Source organism: Cellulomonas sp. Leaf334, from assembly GCF_001424195.1.
Lineage (GTDB): Bacteria > Actinomycetota > Actinomycetes > Actinomycetales > Cellulomonadaceae > Cellulomonas.
The window spans coordinates 879,243-895,982 of sequence record NZ_LMOO01000001.1 but is presented as its reverse complement, the minus strand read 5'-3'; the positions used below and the strand labels follow the sequence as shown (position 1 = coordinate 895,982).

The window sequence follows — 16,740 nt, the reverse complement described above, 5'->3', positions numbered from 1 at the left end:
CACACATACAATGACTGACCATGACCACGATTGCTGACCGGGTGCGCGACGCTCGGCTCGCCGCTGGGTTGTCCCAGACCTCGCTCGCGGGCTCCGCGTTCTCACCCAGCTACATCTCCCTGATCGAGGCGGGTCATCGTGAACCGACTGACTCCGCGCTCGCCGTGCTGGCTACACGCCTGGGCACGACCCTCGAATACCTGAAGCACGGCGAGGACGGTCCCAACGAGGCGCGCACACGCCTCGAGATCGACTACGCCAAGCTCGACATGACGCAGGGCGACGCCGTCGGCGCGCGACGCAGGCTCGAGGCGCTCGACCTCGAGATCGTCTCGCCGTCGGTCCGGGTCGACGCGTTGACGACGCTGGCGCACTCGTTCGAGGTCCTGGGTGACCTCGAGTCGTCCGTCGCCATCCTCGAGCCGCTCCTTGCGGACTCGCGGGGCCGCACGCACCACGTCGAGTCGGCCAAGCTGGCCAACGCGCTGGTAGCGGCGTACCTCGAGGCCGGCGACCTGCACCGCAGCGTCGAGGTCGGTGAGCGCACGCTCGACGAGCTCGAGGCGGCCGACCTCACGGGTACGGACGAGCACCTGCGCCTGGCGTCCACAGTGCTGTGGGCGTACGTCGAGCGGGGCGACCTCCTGTACGCGACCCACCGCGCCGCGGAGCTCGTCCGTCTCGCGGAGTCGCTCGGCAGCCCGCGTGGTCGTGGCAGCGTCTACTGGAACGCGGCGCTCGTCGCCGAGCAGCGGCGCGACTACGAGCTCGCCCAGCGGTACACCGAGAGGGCCCTCGGCCTCCTCTCCGAGGGCGAGGCGGACCGCGACCTCCCTCGGCTGCGGCTGAACTATGCGTGGCTGCTGTTGCGTTCCGACCCGGTGGACCCGCGTGGTGCGCTGGACCAGATCGAGCGCGCGACCCCCGGGCTCGCCGTCCTCGGTTCCGAGCTCGACCTGTCGCGCGTCGACGTCGAGAGCTCGCGCGCGCACCTGCTGCTCGGCGACGTCGACGCCGCCGAGCGGTTCGCGAACGCCGCGCTCGAGCGGCTGGGCGACCCGCCCCGTCTCGAGACGGCCTTCGCACAGCTCTCCCGGGGCGACGCGCTGCACGCACGCGGCGACGTCGTGGGTGCCGCACGGGCGTACGAGTCGGCGGCCGACCTGCTCGGCATGATGTCCGCGTCCCGGCAGTCCGCGTCCGCGTGGCGTGACCTCGGTGACCGGTACGCCATGCACGGCGACAGTGCCGCAGCGGCACAGGCGTACGACCGCGCGTTGCGCGAGGCAGGCTTCCGTCCCACGATCCCGCTCAGCTCCTGGGAGACCTGGTCGCTGATCTGATCGAGGTCGGAGAACAGCGAAGGCGTCACCCCGCAGGGGGGGTGACGCCTTCACTGTCGTTCACGCCCACTGGTGGGCCGACGCGCGGGACAACAGCAGAAGGCGCCACCCCGCGGGGGTGACGCCTTCGCTGGTGCTCGTGCCGCTCATCGCGGCGACCGGCGGTCCCGGCAGTGCCGTGACCCGCTCAGCGGTAGATCAGAGTGCGCCGACCGACTTCGCCAGCGCCGACTTCTTGTTGGCGGCCTGGTTCTCGTGGATGACGCCCTTCGAGACGGCCTTGTCGAGCTTGCGCGACGCCTCGACGAGAGCCGTCGATGCGGCCTCCTTGTCGCCACCGGCGACGGCCTCGCGGACGCGACGGATGTGCGTCTTGAGCTCGGACTTCACCGCCTTGTTGCGCAGGCGCGCCTTCTCGTTGGTCGTGATGCGCTTGATCTGGGACTTGATGTTGGCCACGTGTGGACTCTCTTGTGCGTTCGCCGAAGCGATCTGACAGGTCTAGAGGGCGCGCACAGCTCCGGGACATGGGCGTGGGGATACCCGCGGAGAGGAACTGGGCTTGTGCCCGCCGACCCGGGCGGACACGCGAATCACCATGTTAGCAGGCGAGAGGCCCGCAGCCGAACGGCGTGACGGGCCTCACGGGGCTGCATGGAGCCTCACAGGGTTGCATGGAGCCTCGCGGCGTCTCACCAGCCCTGCGTGCGGCGCAGCTCCGTGGCCACCTCGTCGAACAGGGCCCGATCGACGATGGCGCCCTCGCGGCGGACCGCGGACGGTCGCAGGCGGAGCACGCGGTCGAGACGGACCTCGCTGGGGCGCCGTCGGGAGTCCCACGCCCCCGCGCCGATGTCCATCCAGACCCGGCCGCGGCGGGCCTCGGCGGCGGCGTCGCGCGAGTGGTCCTTGCTGGTGAGCATCAGGCCGAGCAGGTCGTCGGCGTCGCGGCCGATCACCAGGACCGGCCGGTCCTTGCCCTGGCTCGGGTCGTCCTCGAACGGGACCCAGGCCCAGACGATCTCGCCGGGGTCGCCGTCGCCGTCGAGCGCCGGGGCGTACTGGAGCCGGACGGTCCCGCGGTGGTCGGGCAGCGTCGCCCGTGCCGGGGCAGGCCCGGACGTCGTGCCCGTCAGGCGGGCGACACCGTCGCGGAGCGCTCGTCGTACCCGGGTCCAGCGCGAGGTCGTCGTCACGGGGTGACCGTACCGGGCGCGCGGCGACCCGGCCGTCGGTAGGTGGACCCGCCGGTGCGGCTCCACGTAACGCGGCGTTATCACCAGACGGATACTGTCCGGATCATGGCCGACCTGTTCGACGACTACCCGACCGGACCGGCGTGGGACGAGATGATCGATCCCGACGGCGGTGGCTCCCTCGCGGCGTATAAAGGGCTGCACCGCGCGCTGGCGCAGCTCAGTGCCGGCGAGCTGCGGGCGCGGGCCGAGACGCTCGCCCGGTCCTACCTCGCGCAGGGCGTCACCTTCGACTTCGCCGGCGAGGAACGCCCGTTCCCGCTGGACGTCGTGCCGCGCGTGCTCGCGGGCGACGAGTGGGAGCACGTGGCCCCCGGGGTGGCCCAGCGCGTGCGGGCGCTCGAGGCGTTCCTGGCCGACGTCTACGGTCCGCAGCGGGCGATCGCCGACGGGGTGATCCCCCGCAGCGTGGTCGTCTCGTCGACGAACTTCCTGCGTGCCGCGCGCGGCATCAACCCGCCGAACGGCGTCCGCGTGCACGTCTCGGGCATCGACCTGGTCCGGGACAGCCTGGGCGGCTGGCGGGTGCTGGAGGACAACGTCCGGGTACCGAGCGGCGTGAGCTACGTGCTCTCCAACCGCCGGGCGATGGCCCAGACGTTCCCCGAGCTGTTCGCCGCCCTGCGGATCCGGCCCGTCGCCGACTACCCCCGACGGCTCCTCGCCGCGCTGACCGCGGCGGCCCCGTCGGGGGTCGACGAGCCGACGGTCGTCGTGCTGACGCCCGGGGTGTTCAACAGCGCCTACTACGAGCACTCGCTGCTGGCCCGGACGATGGGTGTCGAGCTGGTCGAGGGTCGCGACCTGTTCTGCTCCGGCGGGCGCGTCTGGATGCGCACGACGCAGGGCCGGCGGCGGGTGGACGTCATCTACCGGCGGGTCGACGACGACTTCCTCGACCCGGTCGTGTTCCGCAACGACTCCTACCTCGGCAGCCCGGGGCTCATGACGTGCGCGCGCAACGGCACCGTGACGATCGCGAACGCGGTGGGCAACGGGGTGGCCGACGACAAGCTCGTCTACACCTACGTGCCCGACCTGATCCGGTACTACCTGAGCGAGCAGCCGATCCTGCGCAACGTCGACACGTGGCGGCTGGAGGAGCCGGACGCGCTCGAGGAGGTGCTGGACCGGCTCGACGAGCTCGTCGTCAAGCCCGTCGACGGGTCGGGCGGCAAGGGTCTGGTCGTCGGACCGAAGGCCTCCGCGGCCGAGCTGGCGACGCTCAAGGTGCGGCTCCGGGAGGACCCGCGCGGGTGGATCGCGCAACCGGTCGTCCAGCTGTCGACCGTGCCGACGCTCGTCGAGGACGGCCTGCGACCGCGGCACACCGACCTGCGCCCGTTCGCGGTGAACGACGGCGAGTCCGTGTTCGTGCTCCCGGGCGGGCTGACGCGTGTGGCGCTCCCCGAGGGCGAGCTCGTCGTCAACTCCTCCCAGGGCGGCGGGTCCAAGGACACCTGGGTGCTCGGCGGTGCGGTGCCACGGCGAGCCGTGCGGCACCAGTCCGACCTCCCGCAGGCCGTCGCGCAGGACGCGGCGGTGCCGATCGACTCCAACCCCAACGACGTGCGCGCCCAGGTGATGCAGCAGCAGCAGGGCCGCACGACCACCGCAGGAGGTTCCCCGTGCTGAGCCGGATCGCGGAGTCGTTGTTCTGGATCGGACGCTACGTCGAGCGCGCGGACGACACCGCCCGCCTGCTCGACGTGCACGTGCAGATCCTGCTCGAGGACCCGTGGGCGGAGGAGGACCTCGCCTGCCGGTCGCTGCTGTCCGTGATGGACCGCGCCGCACCGCCCGCGCACGTCGAGGTCGGCCGCGAGTTCGTGCTCGACATGCTGGCGTACGACCGGTTCGCCCCGTCGTCCATCGCGGGGTCGTTGGTGTCGGCGCGCGAGAACGCCCGCCGGGCGCGCGAGATCATCTCGACCGAGCTGTGGGAGTGCCTCAACGCGACCTGGAACCAGCTGCCCTCGCACATGAGGCCGGCGCGACCGCACGACTACTTCACGTGGGTGCGGGAACGGGCGGCCATCGTCGCGGGGATCATGGACTCGGCCACGTCGCGCGACGACACCTGGAACTTCATGGTGCTCGGCCGGTCGATCGAGCGGGCCGACATGACCGCGCGCCTGCTGACCACCCGGGCGCTCGCCGGCTCGGCGGGACCGAGCTGGACGACGCTGCTGCGGTCCTGCGGTGCGCACGAGGCCTTCCTGCGGATGTACCGGGGTGCGGCGTCCGACGAGCGGGCCGCGGGCTTCCTGCTGACCGACCGGCTGTTCCCGCGGTCCATCGTCTTCGCGCTCAACCAGGCCGAGGCGTGCCTGGCCAACCTCGAGGGCACGTCCGACCGGGCGGCCGTCGACGATGCCCGGCGGCACATCGGGTACGTGCGCACCAACCTGGAGTACCGCCCGCTGATCGAGGTCCTCGACTCCCTGCCGAAGGAGATGGAACGGGTGCAGCGTGCCTGCTCGGCGGCCTCGGACGCGATCCGTGGCCGGTACTTCCCGAGCGCATCGTCGACGAACTGGGTGGGGGAGGCGCTGTGAGTCGCCTGCGGGTCGTGCACACGTCGACGTTCCGGTATGACAGCGCCGTCGTGGCGTCGTACAACGAGGCACGGATGACGCCGTTGTCCCAGCAGGGGCAGACGGTGCTGGAGACGAGGATCGACGTGCAGCCGCACACCGGCTGGTACGAGTACCGCGACTACTGGGGGACGGCGGTCTCGGCGTTCGAGGTGCTGACCCCGCACGAGTCGATGGTGGTCACCGCGGAGCACCTGGTCGAGGTGGCCGAGCGGGCGCCGCTGCGGTCGCCGGCGACCTGGGACACCCTGCGCGGTGCGGAGCTGCGCGACCGGCTGGCGGAGTTCCTCTCCGACACGCCGACGACCGCGCCGCCGCAGGACGTCGTGGAGCTGGCGCAGCGGGTGGCGGGAGACCTCGAGCCCGCGGACGCCGCGCTCGCCGTCTCGTCCGCGCTGCGCGACCAGATGGAGTACATCCCCGGGGTCACCACGGTGCACACCCCGGCCACCGAGGCCTGGACCGCTCGGGCGGGGGTGTGCCAGGACATCGCGCACCTGGTCGCGGGGGCGCTGCGCGCGATCGGGATCCCGGCACGGTACGTCTCCGGCTACCTGCACCCCGACTCCGAGGCGCCGGTCGGCACGACCGTGCTCGGCGACTCGCACGCGTGGGTCGAGTGGTGGGTGGGCGAGTGGTTCGCGTTCGACGTGACCAACCGTGTCGTCGCGGGCGACCACCACGTGGTGCTCGCGCGCGGCCGGTCGTACGACGACGTCCCCCCGCTGCGGGGCATCTACGCCGGTGCGGGTACCCAGGCCGCGGAGGTCCAGGTGCAGATCACGCGCGAGGCCTGAGACTCACGGCGTCAGGCGTCGGCTGAGCGCATCCACGAGCGCGGCCGCGTCGCCGTCGATCGTGAGGCGCTCGTCGGCGGGCGTCGTGCGTCCCCACAGCAGCAGCGCGAGCGCTTCGGCCGGGCCGGTCACGCTGACGGACGGGTCGCTCGACCCGCCCAGCAGCCAGGACCGCCCGACGTCGTCCGCCACCAGTCCGACCGGCGCGGGCAGCGCGTCCATGCGGCCCATCCGCTCCTGGCGCGGCTGCATGACCGTGACCACCTCGTCGACGGTGTCCGCCCACAGCGCGGGGTCGGCCGTCAGGTCCAGCCCACCCGCGGTCCGCAGGTCCCAGAGGTGGACGAGGGTCTCGTGCGTCTGGCGGCGGTGCCAGAACGACGCCGGGCCGTTCTCCACGAGCGTCCACGCCACGGCGTCCGGGCCGAGCTCCGTGAGGGTGTCCCGCAGCTCGGCGGCGCACGTGCCGTAGAGGTCCTCGAGGTCGAACGGCCCTCGACCCAGCGGCGTCTCCTGCTTCCGACGGGCCTGCCCGGCGGCCCAGTGGTGGATGCGCGCGAGGTGGACGACGAGGTCCGTGACGCGCCACCGGCCGCACCAGGGGACACGGGTGGTCGGGTCGACCAGCGGGATCGTCGCGAGGAACTGGCCCTGGAGCTCGCCGAGCGTGTCCAGGGAGGTGAGACCGTGGCCCGTCGTCATGGGACCATGGTGGGACCGACCACCGACAGCCGACCAGGCTGGCCGCGGTCACCGTCCGTCGGGAAGGCGCCACGTCGTGCGCCGCCCGACTCCAGCGCCAGGAGCAGTCCGCTTGTCCCCGATCCCGAGTGCAGCCGCCTCGTCGCGCATCCACCCCGCGGCCACGGCGCCCGAGCTGCTGCGCAACTTCTGCATCATCGCGCACATCGACCACGGCAAGTCCACGCTGGCGGACCGGATGCTCCAGCTCACCGGCGTCGTCGACTCCCGGGCGATGCGCGCGCAGTACCTCGACCGCATGGACATCGAGCGCGAGCGCGGCATCACCATCAAGTCGCAGGCCGTGCGGATGCCGTGGGGCGTCGACGACAAGGCCTTCGCGCTGAACATGATCGACACCCCTGGGCACGTCGACTTCACCTACGAGGTGTCCCGGTCTCTCGCCGCGTGCGAGGGTGCCGTGCTGCTGGTCGACGCCGCGCAGGGCATCGAGGCCCAGACCCTGGCCAACCTGTACCTGGCCCTCGAGAACGACCTGACGATCATCCCGGTGCTCAACAAGATCGACCTGCCGGCCGCGCAGCCCGAGAAGTACGCCGAGGAGCTGGCCAAGCTCATCGGTGGCGAGCCCGAGGACTGCCTGCGGGTGTCCGGCAAGACCGGTGCAGGCGTCACAGAGCTGCTCGACCGCATCGTCGAGCTGGTCCCGCCGCCCACCGGTGACGCGACGGCGCCGGCGCGCGCCATGATCTTCGACTCCGTCTACGACACGTACCGCGGCGTCGTCACGTACGTCCGGGTGATCGACGGCAACCTGAACCCGCGCGAGAAGATCGTGATGATGTCGACGCGTGCGACGCACGAGCTGCTCGAGATCGGCGTCATCTCCCCGGAGCCCGTGCCGACGAAGGGTCTCGGCGTCGGCGAGGTGGGCTACCTGATCACCGGCGTGAAGGACGTGCGCCAGTCGAAGGTCGGCGACACCGTCACCAACGCCAGCAAGCCGGCCGCCGCTGCGCTCGGCGGGTACTCCGACCCCAAGCCGATGGTGTTCTCGGGGCTGTACCCGATCGACGGGACCGACTATCCGATCCTGCGCGACGCGCTCGACAAGCTGAAGCTCAACGACGCCGCGCTGAACTACGAGCCGGAGACGTCGGTCGCGCTCGGGTTCGGGTTCCGCGTCGGCTTCCTCGGCCTGCTGCACCTGGAGATCGTGCGCGAGCGGCTGGAGCGCGAGTTCGACCTGGACCTCATCTCGACCGCCCCGAACGTCGTCTACGAGGTCACGCTCGAGGACAAGAGCGTCGTCGTCGTGACGAACCCGAGCGAGTTTCCCGCGGGCAAGATCGGCGACGTCAACGAGCCGATGGTCAAGGCGACGATCCTGTCCCCGTCGGAGTTCATCGGCGCGATCATGGAGCTCTGCCAGACCAAGCGGGGCGAGCTGCAGGGCATGGACTACCTGTCCGAGGAGCGCGTCGAGCTGCGCTACGTGCTGCCGATGGCGGAGATCGTCTTCGACTTCTTCGACCAGCTGAAGTCCAAGACGCGCGGGTACGCGAGCCTCGACTACGAACGCATCGGCGACCAGGTGGCGGACCTGGTCAAGGTCGACATCCTGCTGCAGGGCGAGACGGTCGACGCGTTCAGTGCCATCGTGCACAAGGACAAGGCGTACGCGTACGGCGTCATGATGACCGCCAAGCTCAAGGACCTGATCCCGCGCCAGCAGTTCGAGGTGCCCATCCAGGCCGCCATCGGGGCCCGGATCATCGCGCGCGAGACCATCCGGGCCATCCGCAAGGACGTCCTGGCCAAGTGCTACGGCGGCGACATCACCCGCAAGCGCAAGCTCCTGGAGAAGCAGAAGGAGGGCAAGAAGCGCATGAAGACGATCGGACGGGTCGACGTGCCGCAGGAGGCCTTCATCGCCGCGCTCTCCAGCGAGCCCGCGGGGTCGGCCGGCGGCAAGGACGCGAAGAAGAAGTGAGTCCGGCGCTCCCGGAGGGAGACGCGGCACCCGACGACGGCTCGCTCCCGGCGTCGGCCCTCGAGGGGGCCGACGGACGCGCGTTCGCCGTCTACCTCCACGTGCCGTTCTGCACCGTGCGCTGCGGGTACTGCGACTTCAACACCTACACGGCGACCGAGCTGGGCGGTGGCGCGAGCCAGCACGCGTACGCGGACACGGCGCTGGCGGAGATCGCGCTCGCCGCCGGTCTGGTCCCGCCGCGGCCGGTGCAGACCGTGTTCGTCGGTGGAGGCACGCCGACCGTGCTGTCGGTCCCGGACCTGTCGCGCATGCTCGGCGGCGTCCGCGACGCGTGGGGGTTCGCCGACGACGTCGAGGTCACGACGGAGGCCAACCCCGACTCTGTGACTCCGGAGTCGCTCACCGCGCTCGCCGACGCCGGGTTCACGCGCGTCTCGTTCGGCATGCAGTCCGCGGTGCCGCACGTGCTGGCCACCCTGGACCGCACTCATGACCCCCGTCGTATCCCGGACGTCGTGCGCTGGGCACGCGACGCCGGGCTGGCCGTGTCGCTCGACCTCATCTACGGCACGCCGGGGGAGTCGCTCGACGACTGGCGCACCAGCGTCGAGGCCGCGCTCGCGACGGGCGTCGACCACGTGTCCGCGTACGCGCTCGTCGTCGAGGCCGGCACCCGGATGGCCGTGCAGGTGCGGCGGGGTGAGCTCGAGCTGCCCGACGGCGACGACCAGGCCGCGAAGTACGAGCTGGCCGACGACCTGTTCGAGGCCGCCGGGCTGTCCTGGTACGAGGTGAGCAACTGGGCGCGGACACCCGCCGACGCCTGCCGGCACAACCTCAGCTACTGGCGCGGGGACGACTGGTGGGGCATCGGTCCCGGCGCGCACAGCCACGTCGGCGGTGTGCGCTGGTGGAACGTGAAGCACCCCCGTGCGTACGCCGACCGGCTCGACCGCGGGCTGAGCCCGGCCGCCGGGCGGGAGACCGTCACCGGCGACGACGCGCTGCTGGAGCGCCTCATGCTCGGGGTCCGGCTCGTGGGAGGTCTCCCGCTCGACGTCCTGCCGCAGGACGCGCGGTCCTCCGTGGCGGGTCTGGTCGCCGACGGGCTCGTCGACGGGACCGAGGCGGTCAGGGGTCGACGGATCGTCCTCACCCGCCGCGGCCGGCTCCTCGCCGACGCCGTCGTGCGCACCCTCGCCGGCTGACGGACTCGCAGCCCCCGTCGTGGGGCCCTGTGGTTCAGCGCACCAGCTCCAGGCTGAACGGGTAGCGGTAGGAGCCGCCGCGCTGCACGGCGACGGCGGCGAGGACGCTCAGGACGAGGCTGATGATGCTCACCGCGATGAAGCCCAGCCAGCCCACGAACCCGATGACGGGGATCGAGCGGACGATCGCGCAGACGATCAGCGCGATCAGGACCGTGAGCTGGAAGTTCAGCGCGACGCGCGCCTCGGTGGCCGCGACGTTCGCCTTCTCGCGGTTCACCAGCCAGATCACCAGCGCCGCCACCCAGCCGGCGTAGAAGTACGCGAGGATCCCGCCCAGGTGCGCCAGCATGCCGAGGGTCCGGACCTGGTCCGTGCTGCTCGGGGGGTTCTGCGGGTGCTCGTACGACATCGTGGGTGCTCCTCGTCCGGGGGCCGCCGACCTGACGGCGAGCGCAGCCTACCGACCGACACGCGGAGACGCCGGACATGTCGACATGCCGGGAACGCCCCAGTTCCTTGACACGTGACCACCGCCCCGGTTCGCTGCTCCGTGGGCGACGACCGCCCTGTGACCAGGGAGGCCACACATGACCGAGAACCCCGGCGGAACCCCGCCGCGCGACGACGACCCCGCGAAGGCGCCCGAGCCGGCCGCTCCTTCCGGCCCGGGCTCGATCGAGCCGCCCGTCGCGCCGGACCCGGTGCCCGGACCTGACGCGCCCCCAGTGCCGCCTCCCGCGGCGCCCCCCGTGCCGCCGCCTGCGGCGCCGCCCGCGCCCCCGGCCGCACCGCCTGTCCCGCCTGCGCCGTCGTACGGTCAGCCGCCGGCCGGTCCGCCGCCCGCGCCGCAGTACGGCCAGCCTCCGGCCGGTCCGCCGCCTGCGCCGCAGTACGGTCAGCCGCCTGCCGGCTCGGCGCCGTACGGTCAGCCGGCACCCGGCGGCTACCCGCCGCCGCCCGCCTACGGCCAGGCACCTCCCGGCGCCTACCCGCCGCCCGCCGGCGGCTACGGTCCGCCCGTCCAGGCGTCCCCGGTCGGTGAGGCGTTCTCCTGGGGCTGGAACAAGTTCACCAAGTCCGGCGGCCTGTTCATCGGCGCGGCGCTGGTCTGGTTCGTCATCGCGGCGGTCGTGCTCTCGATCGTGGGCGCCATCTTCGGTGGCTTCGGCGCGCTGCTCACCAACGGCAACGGTGACGGCCCCGGGTCCGGGTTCGGGATGGGGCTCTCGTTCGGGTGGTTCGTGTTCTCGGCGGTCGCCGGGATCGTCGGCTACCTCATCCAGGCGGCCTTCATCCGGGCCGCCCTGAACGTGGCCGAGGGACGCCAGCTCGGCTTCGGGGACTTCTTCAAGTTCGTCGAGCCCGGCCCGGTGATCCTGACCGCGCTGATCCTCGCGCTCATCGGTGCGGTGCTGAACCTCGTGCCGTTCTTCGGGGGGATCGCCGCGCTCGTCGTGGGCTTCCTGCTGATGTTCACGTTCTGGTTCGTCATCGACAAGCACCTCGCCCCGGTGGACGCCCTGAAGGCCAGCTACGCCCTCGTCACCAGGAACCTGTCGGTCACGATCCTGTTCTTCCTGCTGAGCCTCGCGATCTACATCGGCGGTGCGATCGTCTGCCTCATCGGTCTGTTCGTGGCCGTGCCGGTCGTGCTGCTGGCGACGGCGTTCTTCTTCAAGCGGCTGCTCGGGGACCCGATCGCCGCCTGACCGGCCAACGTGCGCGGTGCCCGGTCGTCCTCTCGACGGCCGGGCACCGTCATGCGGTGACGAAGTCGATGAGCTCCTCGACGCGGCCCAGGAGGCTGGGCTCCAGGTCGGCGTAGCTGCGCACCGAGCGCAGGATCCGCTGCCACGCGCGGGCGACGTCCGCCTGCTCGTCGGCGGGCCAGCCGAGCTCGCGCAGGATGCCGTGCTTCCACTCGGTCCCCCGCTCGATGACGGGCCACGCGGCGAGCCCGACCCGCTCGGGCCGGACCGCCTGCCACACGTCGACGTACGGGTGGCCGAGCACCAGGACGGAGCCGGGAGGCGTGCCGCGGACCGCGTCGGCCGCGATCCGGCTCTCCTTGGACCCGGCGACGAGGTGGTCCACCAGTACGCCGACCCGACGTCCGGGACCGGGCGCGAAGTCGCGGAGGGCGTCCTGGAGGTTGTCGACGCCGTCGAGCAGCTCCACGACGACACCCTCCAGCCGCAGGTCGTCGCCCCAGACCTTCTCCACCAGCTCGGCGTCGTGCTTGCCCTCGACCCAGATCCGGCTGCCACGGGCGACCCGCGCGCGGGCGTCGTGCACGGCGACCGACCCGGACGCGGTGCGCGTCGGGCGCGCGGGCGCCGGGGCACGCACGGGCGCGGTCAGTGCCACGGGCTCGCCGTCGAGCCAGAAGCCACGACCGAGCGGGAAGGTCCGGGTCTTGCCGCGCCGGTCCTCGAGGACCACGACGTGCTGGCCGCCGGACTTCTCGACGCGGACGACCGCGCCGACCCACCCGGTGGTGACCTCCTCGACGACGAGGCCGGGCTCGGCGGGCTGCGGGCGGCTGGTGCGGGTGGGTCGGTGGTGCGTCGAGCCGGAGCCCCCGAGCACGTCCGAGCCGTAGCGGTCGTCGTTCACCCGGGCAGCCTAGGGGCCGGACCGTGCACAGACCGGCTGCCGCCCCGTGAGTGTCGCGGCTGCGGCGTAGCATTGGCACTCCCGTGCGGGGAGTGCTACCCCGCCGCGAGTCACGACGACGGAGGAGGCGACATGAGCGAGGACCGGCGGCTGGACGTGCTGCGCGCGATCGTCGAGGACTACGTCGCCACCAAGGAGCCCGTCGGGTCGCGTGCGCTCGTCGAGCGGCACTCGCTCGGTGTCTCGCCGGCGACCATCCGCAACGACATGGCCGCACTCGAGGAGGGCGGCTACATCGCGCAACCGCACACGTCGGCGGGTCGCGTGCCGACGGACAAGGGCTACCGGCTGTTCGTCGACCAGCTCTCGACGGTCAAGCCGCTGTCGAGCCCGGAGCGGCGCGCCATCGGCACGTTCCTGGAGACCGCGCAGGACCTCGACGACGTCGTGGATCGCGCGGTCCGGCTCATCGCCCAGCTGACCCAGCAGGTCGCGGTCGTGCAGTACCCGTCGCTGCGGCGCTCGGCGCTGCGGCACGTGGAGCTCGTGCCCGTCGGCTCGAGGCACCTGCTCGTCGTGCTCATCACGGACACCGGGCGCGTCGAGCAGCGGACCCTCGAGCTCGGCACCGACCTCGACGAGTCCGTCGTCGCCCGCCTCCGCACCCGGCTCAACGTGAGCGCCGCCGGTCGACGGCTCTCCGAGCTGCCGGTGGCGCTGGGGGAGCTGACCGACGGCTTCGCGCCGACGGACCAGGTCCTCGTCAACGCGGTGGTCGCCGTCGTCGAGGAGACGCTGGCGCAGGAGAGCGAGGAGCGGGTGGTGCTCGCGGGCACGGCCAACCTCGCGCGGGTCGGCAGCTCGGACGTGCGCTCCATCGGCCCGGTGCTCGAGGCGCTCGAGGAGCAGGTCGTGCTCCTGCGCCTGTTCTCCGAGATGGCCGAGGACCACGCGGCCGTGGCGGTGCGGATCGGCAGGGAGACCCAGCACGACGGGCTCGTCGAGACCAGCTTCGTGACCACCGGGTACGGCGACGAGGGTGGCGGCTCCGTCGCACGCATCGGCTCGATCGGCCCGTTGCGCATGGACTACCCCGGCACCATGTCCGCGGTCCGCGCGGTGGCCCGGTACCTGACGCGCATCCTCGCCCAATGACACGCCCTCAGACAGCACCACACGAACCCACCGCTGGAAGCGAGCAGACCCTCCCGTGACCGACTACTACGAGATCCTCGGTGTGCCGCGCGACGCGAGCCCCGAGCAGATCAAGAAGGCCTACCGCAAGCTCGCGCGCGAGCACCACCCGGACGTGGCGGGGTCGGACACGGGTTCCGAGGACACCTTCAAGGACGTGTCCCGTGCCTACGACGTCCTGGGCAACCCCGAGAAGCGTCGCGCCTACGACCTGGGCGGAGACCCGTCGTCCCCGGGCGGCGGCATGGGGGGCGGGTTCGGCTTCCAGGACATCTTCGAGACGTTCTTCGGCGCCGCGACGGGCGCAGCCGCGCAGCGCGGGCCGATCCCGCGTGCGCGACGCGGGCAGGACGCGCTCGTCCGGCTCGACCTCGACCTCGGCGACGTCACCTTCGGCGTGCACAAGGACGTCCCGGTCGACACCGCCGTCGTCTGCCCGACGTGCAGCGGCTCGTGCTGCCGGCCGGGCACCTCGCCCCGCACCTGTGAGGTGTGCGGCGGGCGCGGGTCCGTGCAGCGCGTCGCCCGGTCGTTCCTCGGCCAGGTCATGACGACGCAGCCGTGCGCCGCGTGCCACGGGTTCGGCACCGTCATCCCCGAGCCGTGCACCGAGTGCTCGGGCGAGGGACGCGTGCGCTCGCGCCGCACCCTGAGCGTGGACGTGCCCGCGGGCGTCGACACCGGGACGCGGATCAAGCTCACCGGCCAGGGCGAGGTCGGTCCCGCCGGCGGACCGGCCGGCGACGTCTACCTCGAGGTGCGGGAGCGCAAGCACGACACGTTCGTCCGCCGCGGCGACGACCTGCACGCCACGCTCGAGGTGCCGATGACCGCCGCGGCCCTCGGCACGGTGCTCATGCTCGACACGCTCGACGGCCCGCGCGAGGTCGACCTGCGGCCCGGGACGCAGCCGTCGCAGATCGTCTCGCTCAAGGGCCTCGGTGTCGGTCACCTGCACGCCGCCGGGCGCGGCGACCTGCACGTCCACGTCGAGGTGCACGTGCCGACCGCGATGGACGACGAGCAGGCCGAGCTGCTGCGGCGGCTGGCCGCGCTGCGCGGCGAGGAGCGTCCGGAGGCGCGCCTGTCCGCGTCCTCCTCGGGCGTGTTCTCCAAGCTGCGCGACAAGCTCTCGGGTCGCTGAGCGTGACGGGGTCGGCGGCGTCATGAGCGCGCCCGTCTTCCTCGCCGAGCCCGGCACGCTCGACGAGGTCACCGACGGCGCCACGTACCTCCTCGACGGCACCGAGGGCAGGCACGCGGGCGTGGTCCAGCGCCGCGGTCCCGGGGAGCGGGTCGACGTCGTCGACGGTGCCGGGGTGCGCCTGCTCGGTGTCGTCGGCGCGGTGACGTCCGAGGGTGTGCTCGTGCACGTGCAGCAGCGCGTCGTCGAGCCGGCGCCCGCGGTCGCGCTGGTCCTCGTGCAGGCGCTCGCCAAGGGCGACCGGGACGAGATGGCGATCGAGGCGGCCACCGAGGTGGGCGTCGACGCGGTGGTGCCGTGGCAGGCCGAGCGGTCGATCGTCGTGTGGCGCGGCGAGCGGGCGGCGAAGAGCCGGGCGCGCTGGCTGGGGACCGTGCGAGCCGCGGCCAAGCAGTCCCGCCGCGCCCGGGTGCCCGACGTCGAGGTCGCGCTGGACGGGCGCGGGCTGGTCGAGCGCGTCCGCACGGTCGTGGCCGCCGGTGGGGCTGCCCTCGTGCTGCACGAGGACGCCGCCGAGCCGCTCGGGTCGACCGGGCTGCCGGGGGCGGGGGAGTGCCTCGTCGTGGTCGGTCCCGAGGGCGGGATCGGCGAGGGCGAGCTGGCTCGTCTCGTGGAGGTGGGAGCACGCGCCGTGCGCGTCGGGCCGCACGTGCTGCGGACGTCGACGGCGGGACCGGTCGCGCTCGCGATGCTGGCCGAGCGGCTCGGCCGCTGGGGCTGACCGCACGCCGCAGGCAATCTTGTGGGCGCCGCCTCGTAGACTGAGACCGTCTTCCCTACCCGTCACGACCTAAGGAGCGCACGGCGCACGCCGAGCACATGGCTGAGTCCACTTCCGCAGCGCGTACCTCCGCCGCGCCCGCACGCGTCGAGCACCGGATCAGCGTCCCCTCCGAGGTCTCGATGGTCGAGCTGCTCGGTCTGCGGGACGAGGTCCTGAGGACCATCGAGTCCGGGTTCACCGGCGTCGACATCCACGTCCGTGGCAACGAGGTCACCCTCGCCGGTCCGGTCGGAGACGTGGCGCTCGTGTCGCGGCTCGTCGACGAGCTGGTCGAGATGGCCGCCGGCGGCACCCCGCTCACCGCCGAGGTGGTGACGCGGTCCGTCGCCATGCTGACGGCGGTGTCCAGCGCGCGGCCCGCCGACGTCCTGTCGTTCAACATCCTCACCAGCCGCGGCCGGACCATCCGCGCCAAGACGTCGGGGCAGAAGGACTACGTCGACGCGATCGACCGGCACACCGTCACGTTCGGCATCGGACCCGCGGGCACCGGCAAGACGTACCTCGCCATGGCGAAGGCCGTGCAGGCGCTGCAGGACCGCACGGTGCACCGGATCGTGCTCACCCGGCCCGCGGTCGAGGCGGGGGAGCGGCTCGGGTTCCTGCCCGGCAGCCTCTCGGACAAGATCGACCCGTACCTGCGCCCCCTGTACGACGCGCTGCACGACATGGTGGACGCCGAGTCGATCCCGCGGCTCATGGAGGCGGGGACCATCGAGGTCGCACCCCTGGCGTACATGCGCGGCCGCACCCTGAACGACGCGTTCATCATCCTCGACGAGGCGCAGAACACGTCCGTCGAGCAGATGAAGATGTTCCTGACGCGCCTCGGCTTCGGCTCGAAGGTCGTCGTCACCGGCGACATCACGCAGGTGGACCTGCCGTCGTCCCAGACGTCGGGCCTGCGCGTGGTCGAGCAGATCCTGCAGGGCGTGGACGACGTGGCGTTCTGCCGGCTGACGTCCTCGGACGTGGTCCGGCACCGTCTGGTCAGCGAGATCATCGACGCGTACGCGCGCTGGGACAGGAGCTGAGGCGGC

Annotated in this window: 16 protein-coding genes; 11 read left to right on the top strand and 5 right to left on the bottom strand. The window is 72.3% G+C overall.

The window, feature by feature from the left end; translation table 11 throughout:
• Window positions 1–20: 20 nt before the first annotated feature.
• Complete coding sequence (locus ASF78_RS04030; RefSeq protein ID WP_056585062.1) at window positions 21–1,343, top strand: helix-turn-helix domain-containing protein; 1,323 nt, start codon at window positions 21–23, stop codon at window positions 1,341–1,343.
• Window positions 1,344–1,541: 198 nt separating this feature from the next.
• On the opposite strand, the gene rpsT is transcribed toward ASF78_RS04030, so the two are convergent.
• Complete coding sequence (rpsT, locus tag ASF78_RS04025; protein ID WP_055913307.1) at window positions 1,542–1,802, bottom strand: 30S ribosomal protein S20; 261 nt, start codon at window positions 1,800–1,802, stop codon at window positions 1,542–1,544.
• 233 nt (window positions 1,803–2,035) lie between these two features.
• On the bottom strand, window positions 2,036–2,539 hold the full coding sequence (locus ASF78_RS04020; protein ID WP_082494780.1) for a type II toxin-antitoxin system PemK/MazF family toxin: 504 nt from the start codon (window positions 2,537–2,539) through the stop codon (window positions 2,036–2,038).
• 105 nt (window positions 2,540–2,644) lie between these two features.
• Here ASF78_RS04020 and ASF78_RS04015 point away from each other — a divergent pair, with 105 nt between their 5' ends.
• The 3 genes from ASF78_RS04015 to ASF78_RS04005 are packed head-to-tail and all read left to right on the top strand — an operon-like array spanning window position 2,645 to window position 5,993.
• Window positions 2,645–4,234 carry a circularly permuted type 2 ATP-grasp protein gene (locus tag ASF78_RS04015; protein ID WP_056585061.1) on the top strand — a complete coding sequence of 530 codons (1,590 nt, stop codon included), beginning with the start codon at window positions 2,645–2,647 and terminating at the stop codon, window positions 4,232–4,234.
• On the top strand, window positions 4,228–5,157 hold the full coding sequence (locus ASF78_RS04010) for an alpha-E domain-containing protein (RefSeq protein WP_056585059.1): 930 nt from the start codon (window positions 4,228–4,230) through the stop codon (window positions 5,155–5,157). Before ASF78_RS04015 ends, ASF78_RS04010 begins: the two co-directional genes overlap by 7 nt.
• Window positions 5,154–5,993: a transglutaminase family protein gene (locus ASF78_RS04005; RefSeq protein ID WP_056585057.1), complete on the top strand. Its 840-nt coding sequence runs from the start codon at window positions 5,154–5,156 to the stop codon at window positions 5,991–5,993. Before ASF78_RS04010 ends, ASF78_RS04005 begins: the two co-directional genes overlap by 4 nt.
• 3 nt (window positions 5,994–5,996) lie before the next feature.
• Here the strand turns inward: ASF78_RS04005 and ASF78_RS04000 are convergent, their stop codons facing one another.
• Window positions 5,997–6,695 (bottom strand): maleylpyruvate isomerase family mycothiol-dependent enzyme, encoded by a 699-nt coding sequence (locus tag ASF78_RS04000; protein WP_056585055.1) that lies wholly within the window; start codon window positions 6,693–6,695, stop codon window positions 5,997–5,999.
• Between the two features lie 112 nt (window positions 6,696–6,807).
• On the opposite strand from ASF78_RS04000, the gene lepA reads away from it, so the two are divergent.
• Together lepA and hemW are read left to right on the top strand one after the other, a co-directional pair.
• Window positions 6,808–8,688, top strand: coding sequence for a translation elongation factor 4 (gene lepA, locus ASF78_RS03995; RefSeq protein WP_056585053.1), 1,881 nt, complete (start codon window positions 6,808–6,810; stop codon window positions 8,686–8,688).
• Window positions 8,685–9,899 (top strand): radical SAM family heme chaperone HemW, encoded by a 1,215-nt coding sequence (gene hemW / locus ASF78_RS03990; RefSeq protein ID WP_056585051.1) that lies wholly within the window; start codon window positions 8,685–8,687, stop codon window positions 9,897–9,899. The genes lepA and hemW overlap by 4 nt, the downstream gene beginning before the upstream one ends.
• A 34-nt stretch (window positions 9,900–9,933) precedes the next feature.
• Here the strand turns inward: hemW and ASF78_RS03985 are convergent, their stop codons facing one another.
• Window positions 9,934–10,311 carry a DUF4870 domain-containing protein gene (locus ASF78_RS03985; RefSeq protein WP_056585050.1) on the bottom strand — a complete coding sequence of 126 codons (378 nt, stop codon included), beginning with the start codon at window positions 10,309–10,311 and terminating at the stop codon, window positions 9,934–9,936.
• Between the two features lie 178 nt (window positions 10,312–10,489).
• Here ASF78_RS03985 and ASF78_RS03980 point away from each other — a divergent pair, with 178 nt between their 5' ends.
• A complete protein-coding gene (locus ASF78_RS03980; protein ID WP_056585048.1) occupies window positions 10,490–11,611 on the top strand; it encodes a hypothetical protein in 1,122 nt (373 codons plus the stop codon).
• 49 nt (window positions 11,612–11,660) lie between these two features.
• Here ASF78_RS03980 and ASF78_RS03975 read toward each other — a convergent pair whose 3' ends face one another.
• Window positions 11,661–12,518, bottom strand: a complete 858-nt coding sequence (locus ASF78_RS03975; protein ID WP_056585046.1) for a DUF3097 domain-containing protein — start codon at window positions 12,516–12,518, stop codon at window positions 11,661–11,663.
• 132 nt (window positions 12,519–12,650) lie between these two features.
• Here ASF78_RS03975 and hrcA point away from each other — a divergent pair, with 132 nt between their 5' ends.
• The 4 genes from hrcA (at window position 12,651) to ASF78_RS03955 (ending at window position 16,734) form a co-directional block, all read left to right on the top strand.
• Entirely contained in the window at window positions 12,651–13,673 is a 1,023-nt protein-coding gene (gene hrcA / locus ASF78_RS03970; protein WP_056585044.1) for a heat-inducible transcriptional repressor HrcA, read from the top strand.
• 55 nt (window positions 13,674–13,728) lie between these two features.
• On the top strand, window positions 13,729–14,856 hold the full coding sequence (gene dnaJ / locus ASF78_RS03965) for a molecular chaperone DnaJ (protein WP_056585042.1): 1,128 nt from the start codon (window positions 13,729–13,731) through the stop codon (window positions 14,854–14,856).
• A gap of 22 nt (window positions 14,857–14,878) precedes the next feature.
• Window positions 14,879–15,637, top strand: coding sequence for a 16S rRNA (uracil(1498)-N(3))-methyltransferase (locus tag ASF78_RS03960; protein ID WP_056585040.1), 759 nt, complete (start codon window positions 14,879–14,881; stop codon window positions 15,635–15,637).
• A 98-nt stretch (window positions 15,638–15,735) separates the two neighbouring features.
• The gene (locus ASF78_RS03955) at window positions 15,736–16,734 is read left to right on the top strand and encodes a PhoH family protein (RefSeq protein ID WP_056585039.1); all 999 of its coding nucleotides are present in this window, start codon (window positions 15,736–15,738) and stop codon (window positions 16,732–16,734) included.
• The last annotated feature ends 6 nt before the right edge of the window (window positions 16,735–16,740 follow it).

What these genes read in the sequence shown, in the direction of transcription:
- ASF78_RS04030 (WP_056585062.1), top strand. Translation starts at nt 21, where the DNA reads ATGACCACGATTGCTGACCGGGTGCGCGACGCTCGGCTCGCCGCTGGG.
- ASF78_RS04015 (WP_056585061.1), top strand. Translation starts at nt 2,645, where the DNA reads ATGGCCGACCTGTTCGACGACTACCCGACCGGACCGGCGTGGGACGAG.
- ASF78_RS04000 (WP_056585055.1), bottom strand. Translation starts at nt 6,695, where the DNA reads ATGACGACGGGCCACGGTCTCACCTCCCTGGACACGCTCGGCGAGCTC.
- ASF78_RS03985 (WP_056585050.1), bottom strand. Translation starts at nt 10,311, where the DNA reads ATGTCGTACGAGCACCCGCAGAACCCCCCGAGCAGCACGGACCAGGTC.
- ASF78_RS03980 (WP_056585048.1), top strand. Translation starts at nt 10,490, where the DNA reads ATGACCGAGAACCCCGGCGGAACCCCGCCGCGCGACGACGACCCCGCG.
- hrcA (WP_056585044.1), top strand. Translation starts at nt 12,651, where the DNA reads ATGAGCGAGGACCGGCGGCTGGACGTGCTGCGCGCGATCGTCGAGGAC.
- ASF78_RS03960 (WP_056585040.1), top strand. Translation starts at nt 14,879, where the DNA reads ATGAGCGCGCCCGTCTTCCTCGCCGAGCCCGGCACGCTCGACGAGGTC.
- ASF78_RS03955 (WP_056585039.1), top strand. Translation starts at nt 15,736, where the DNA reads ATGGCTGAGTCCACTTCCGCAGCGCGTACCTCCGCCGCGCCCGCACGC.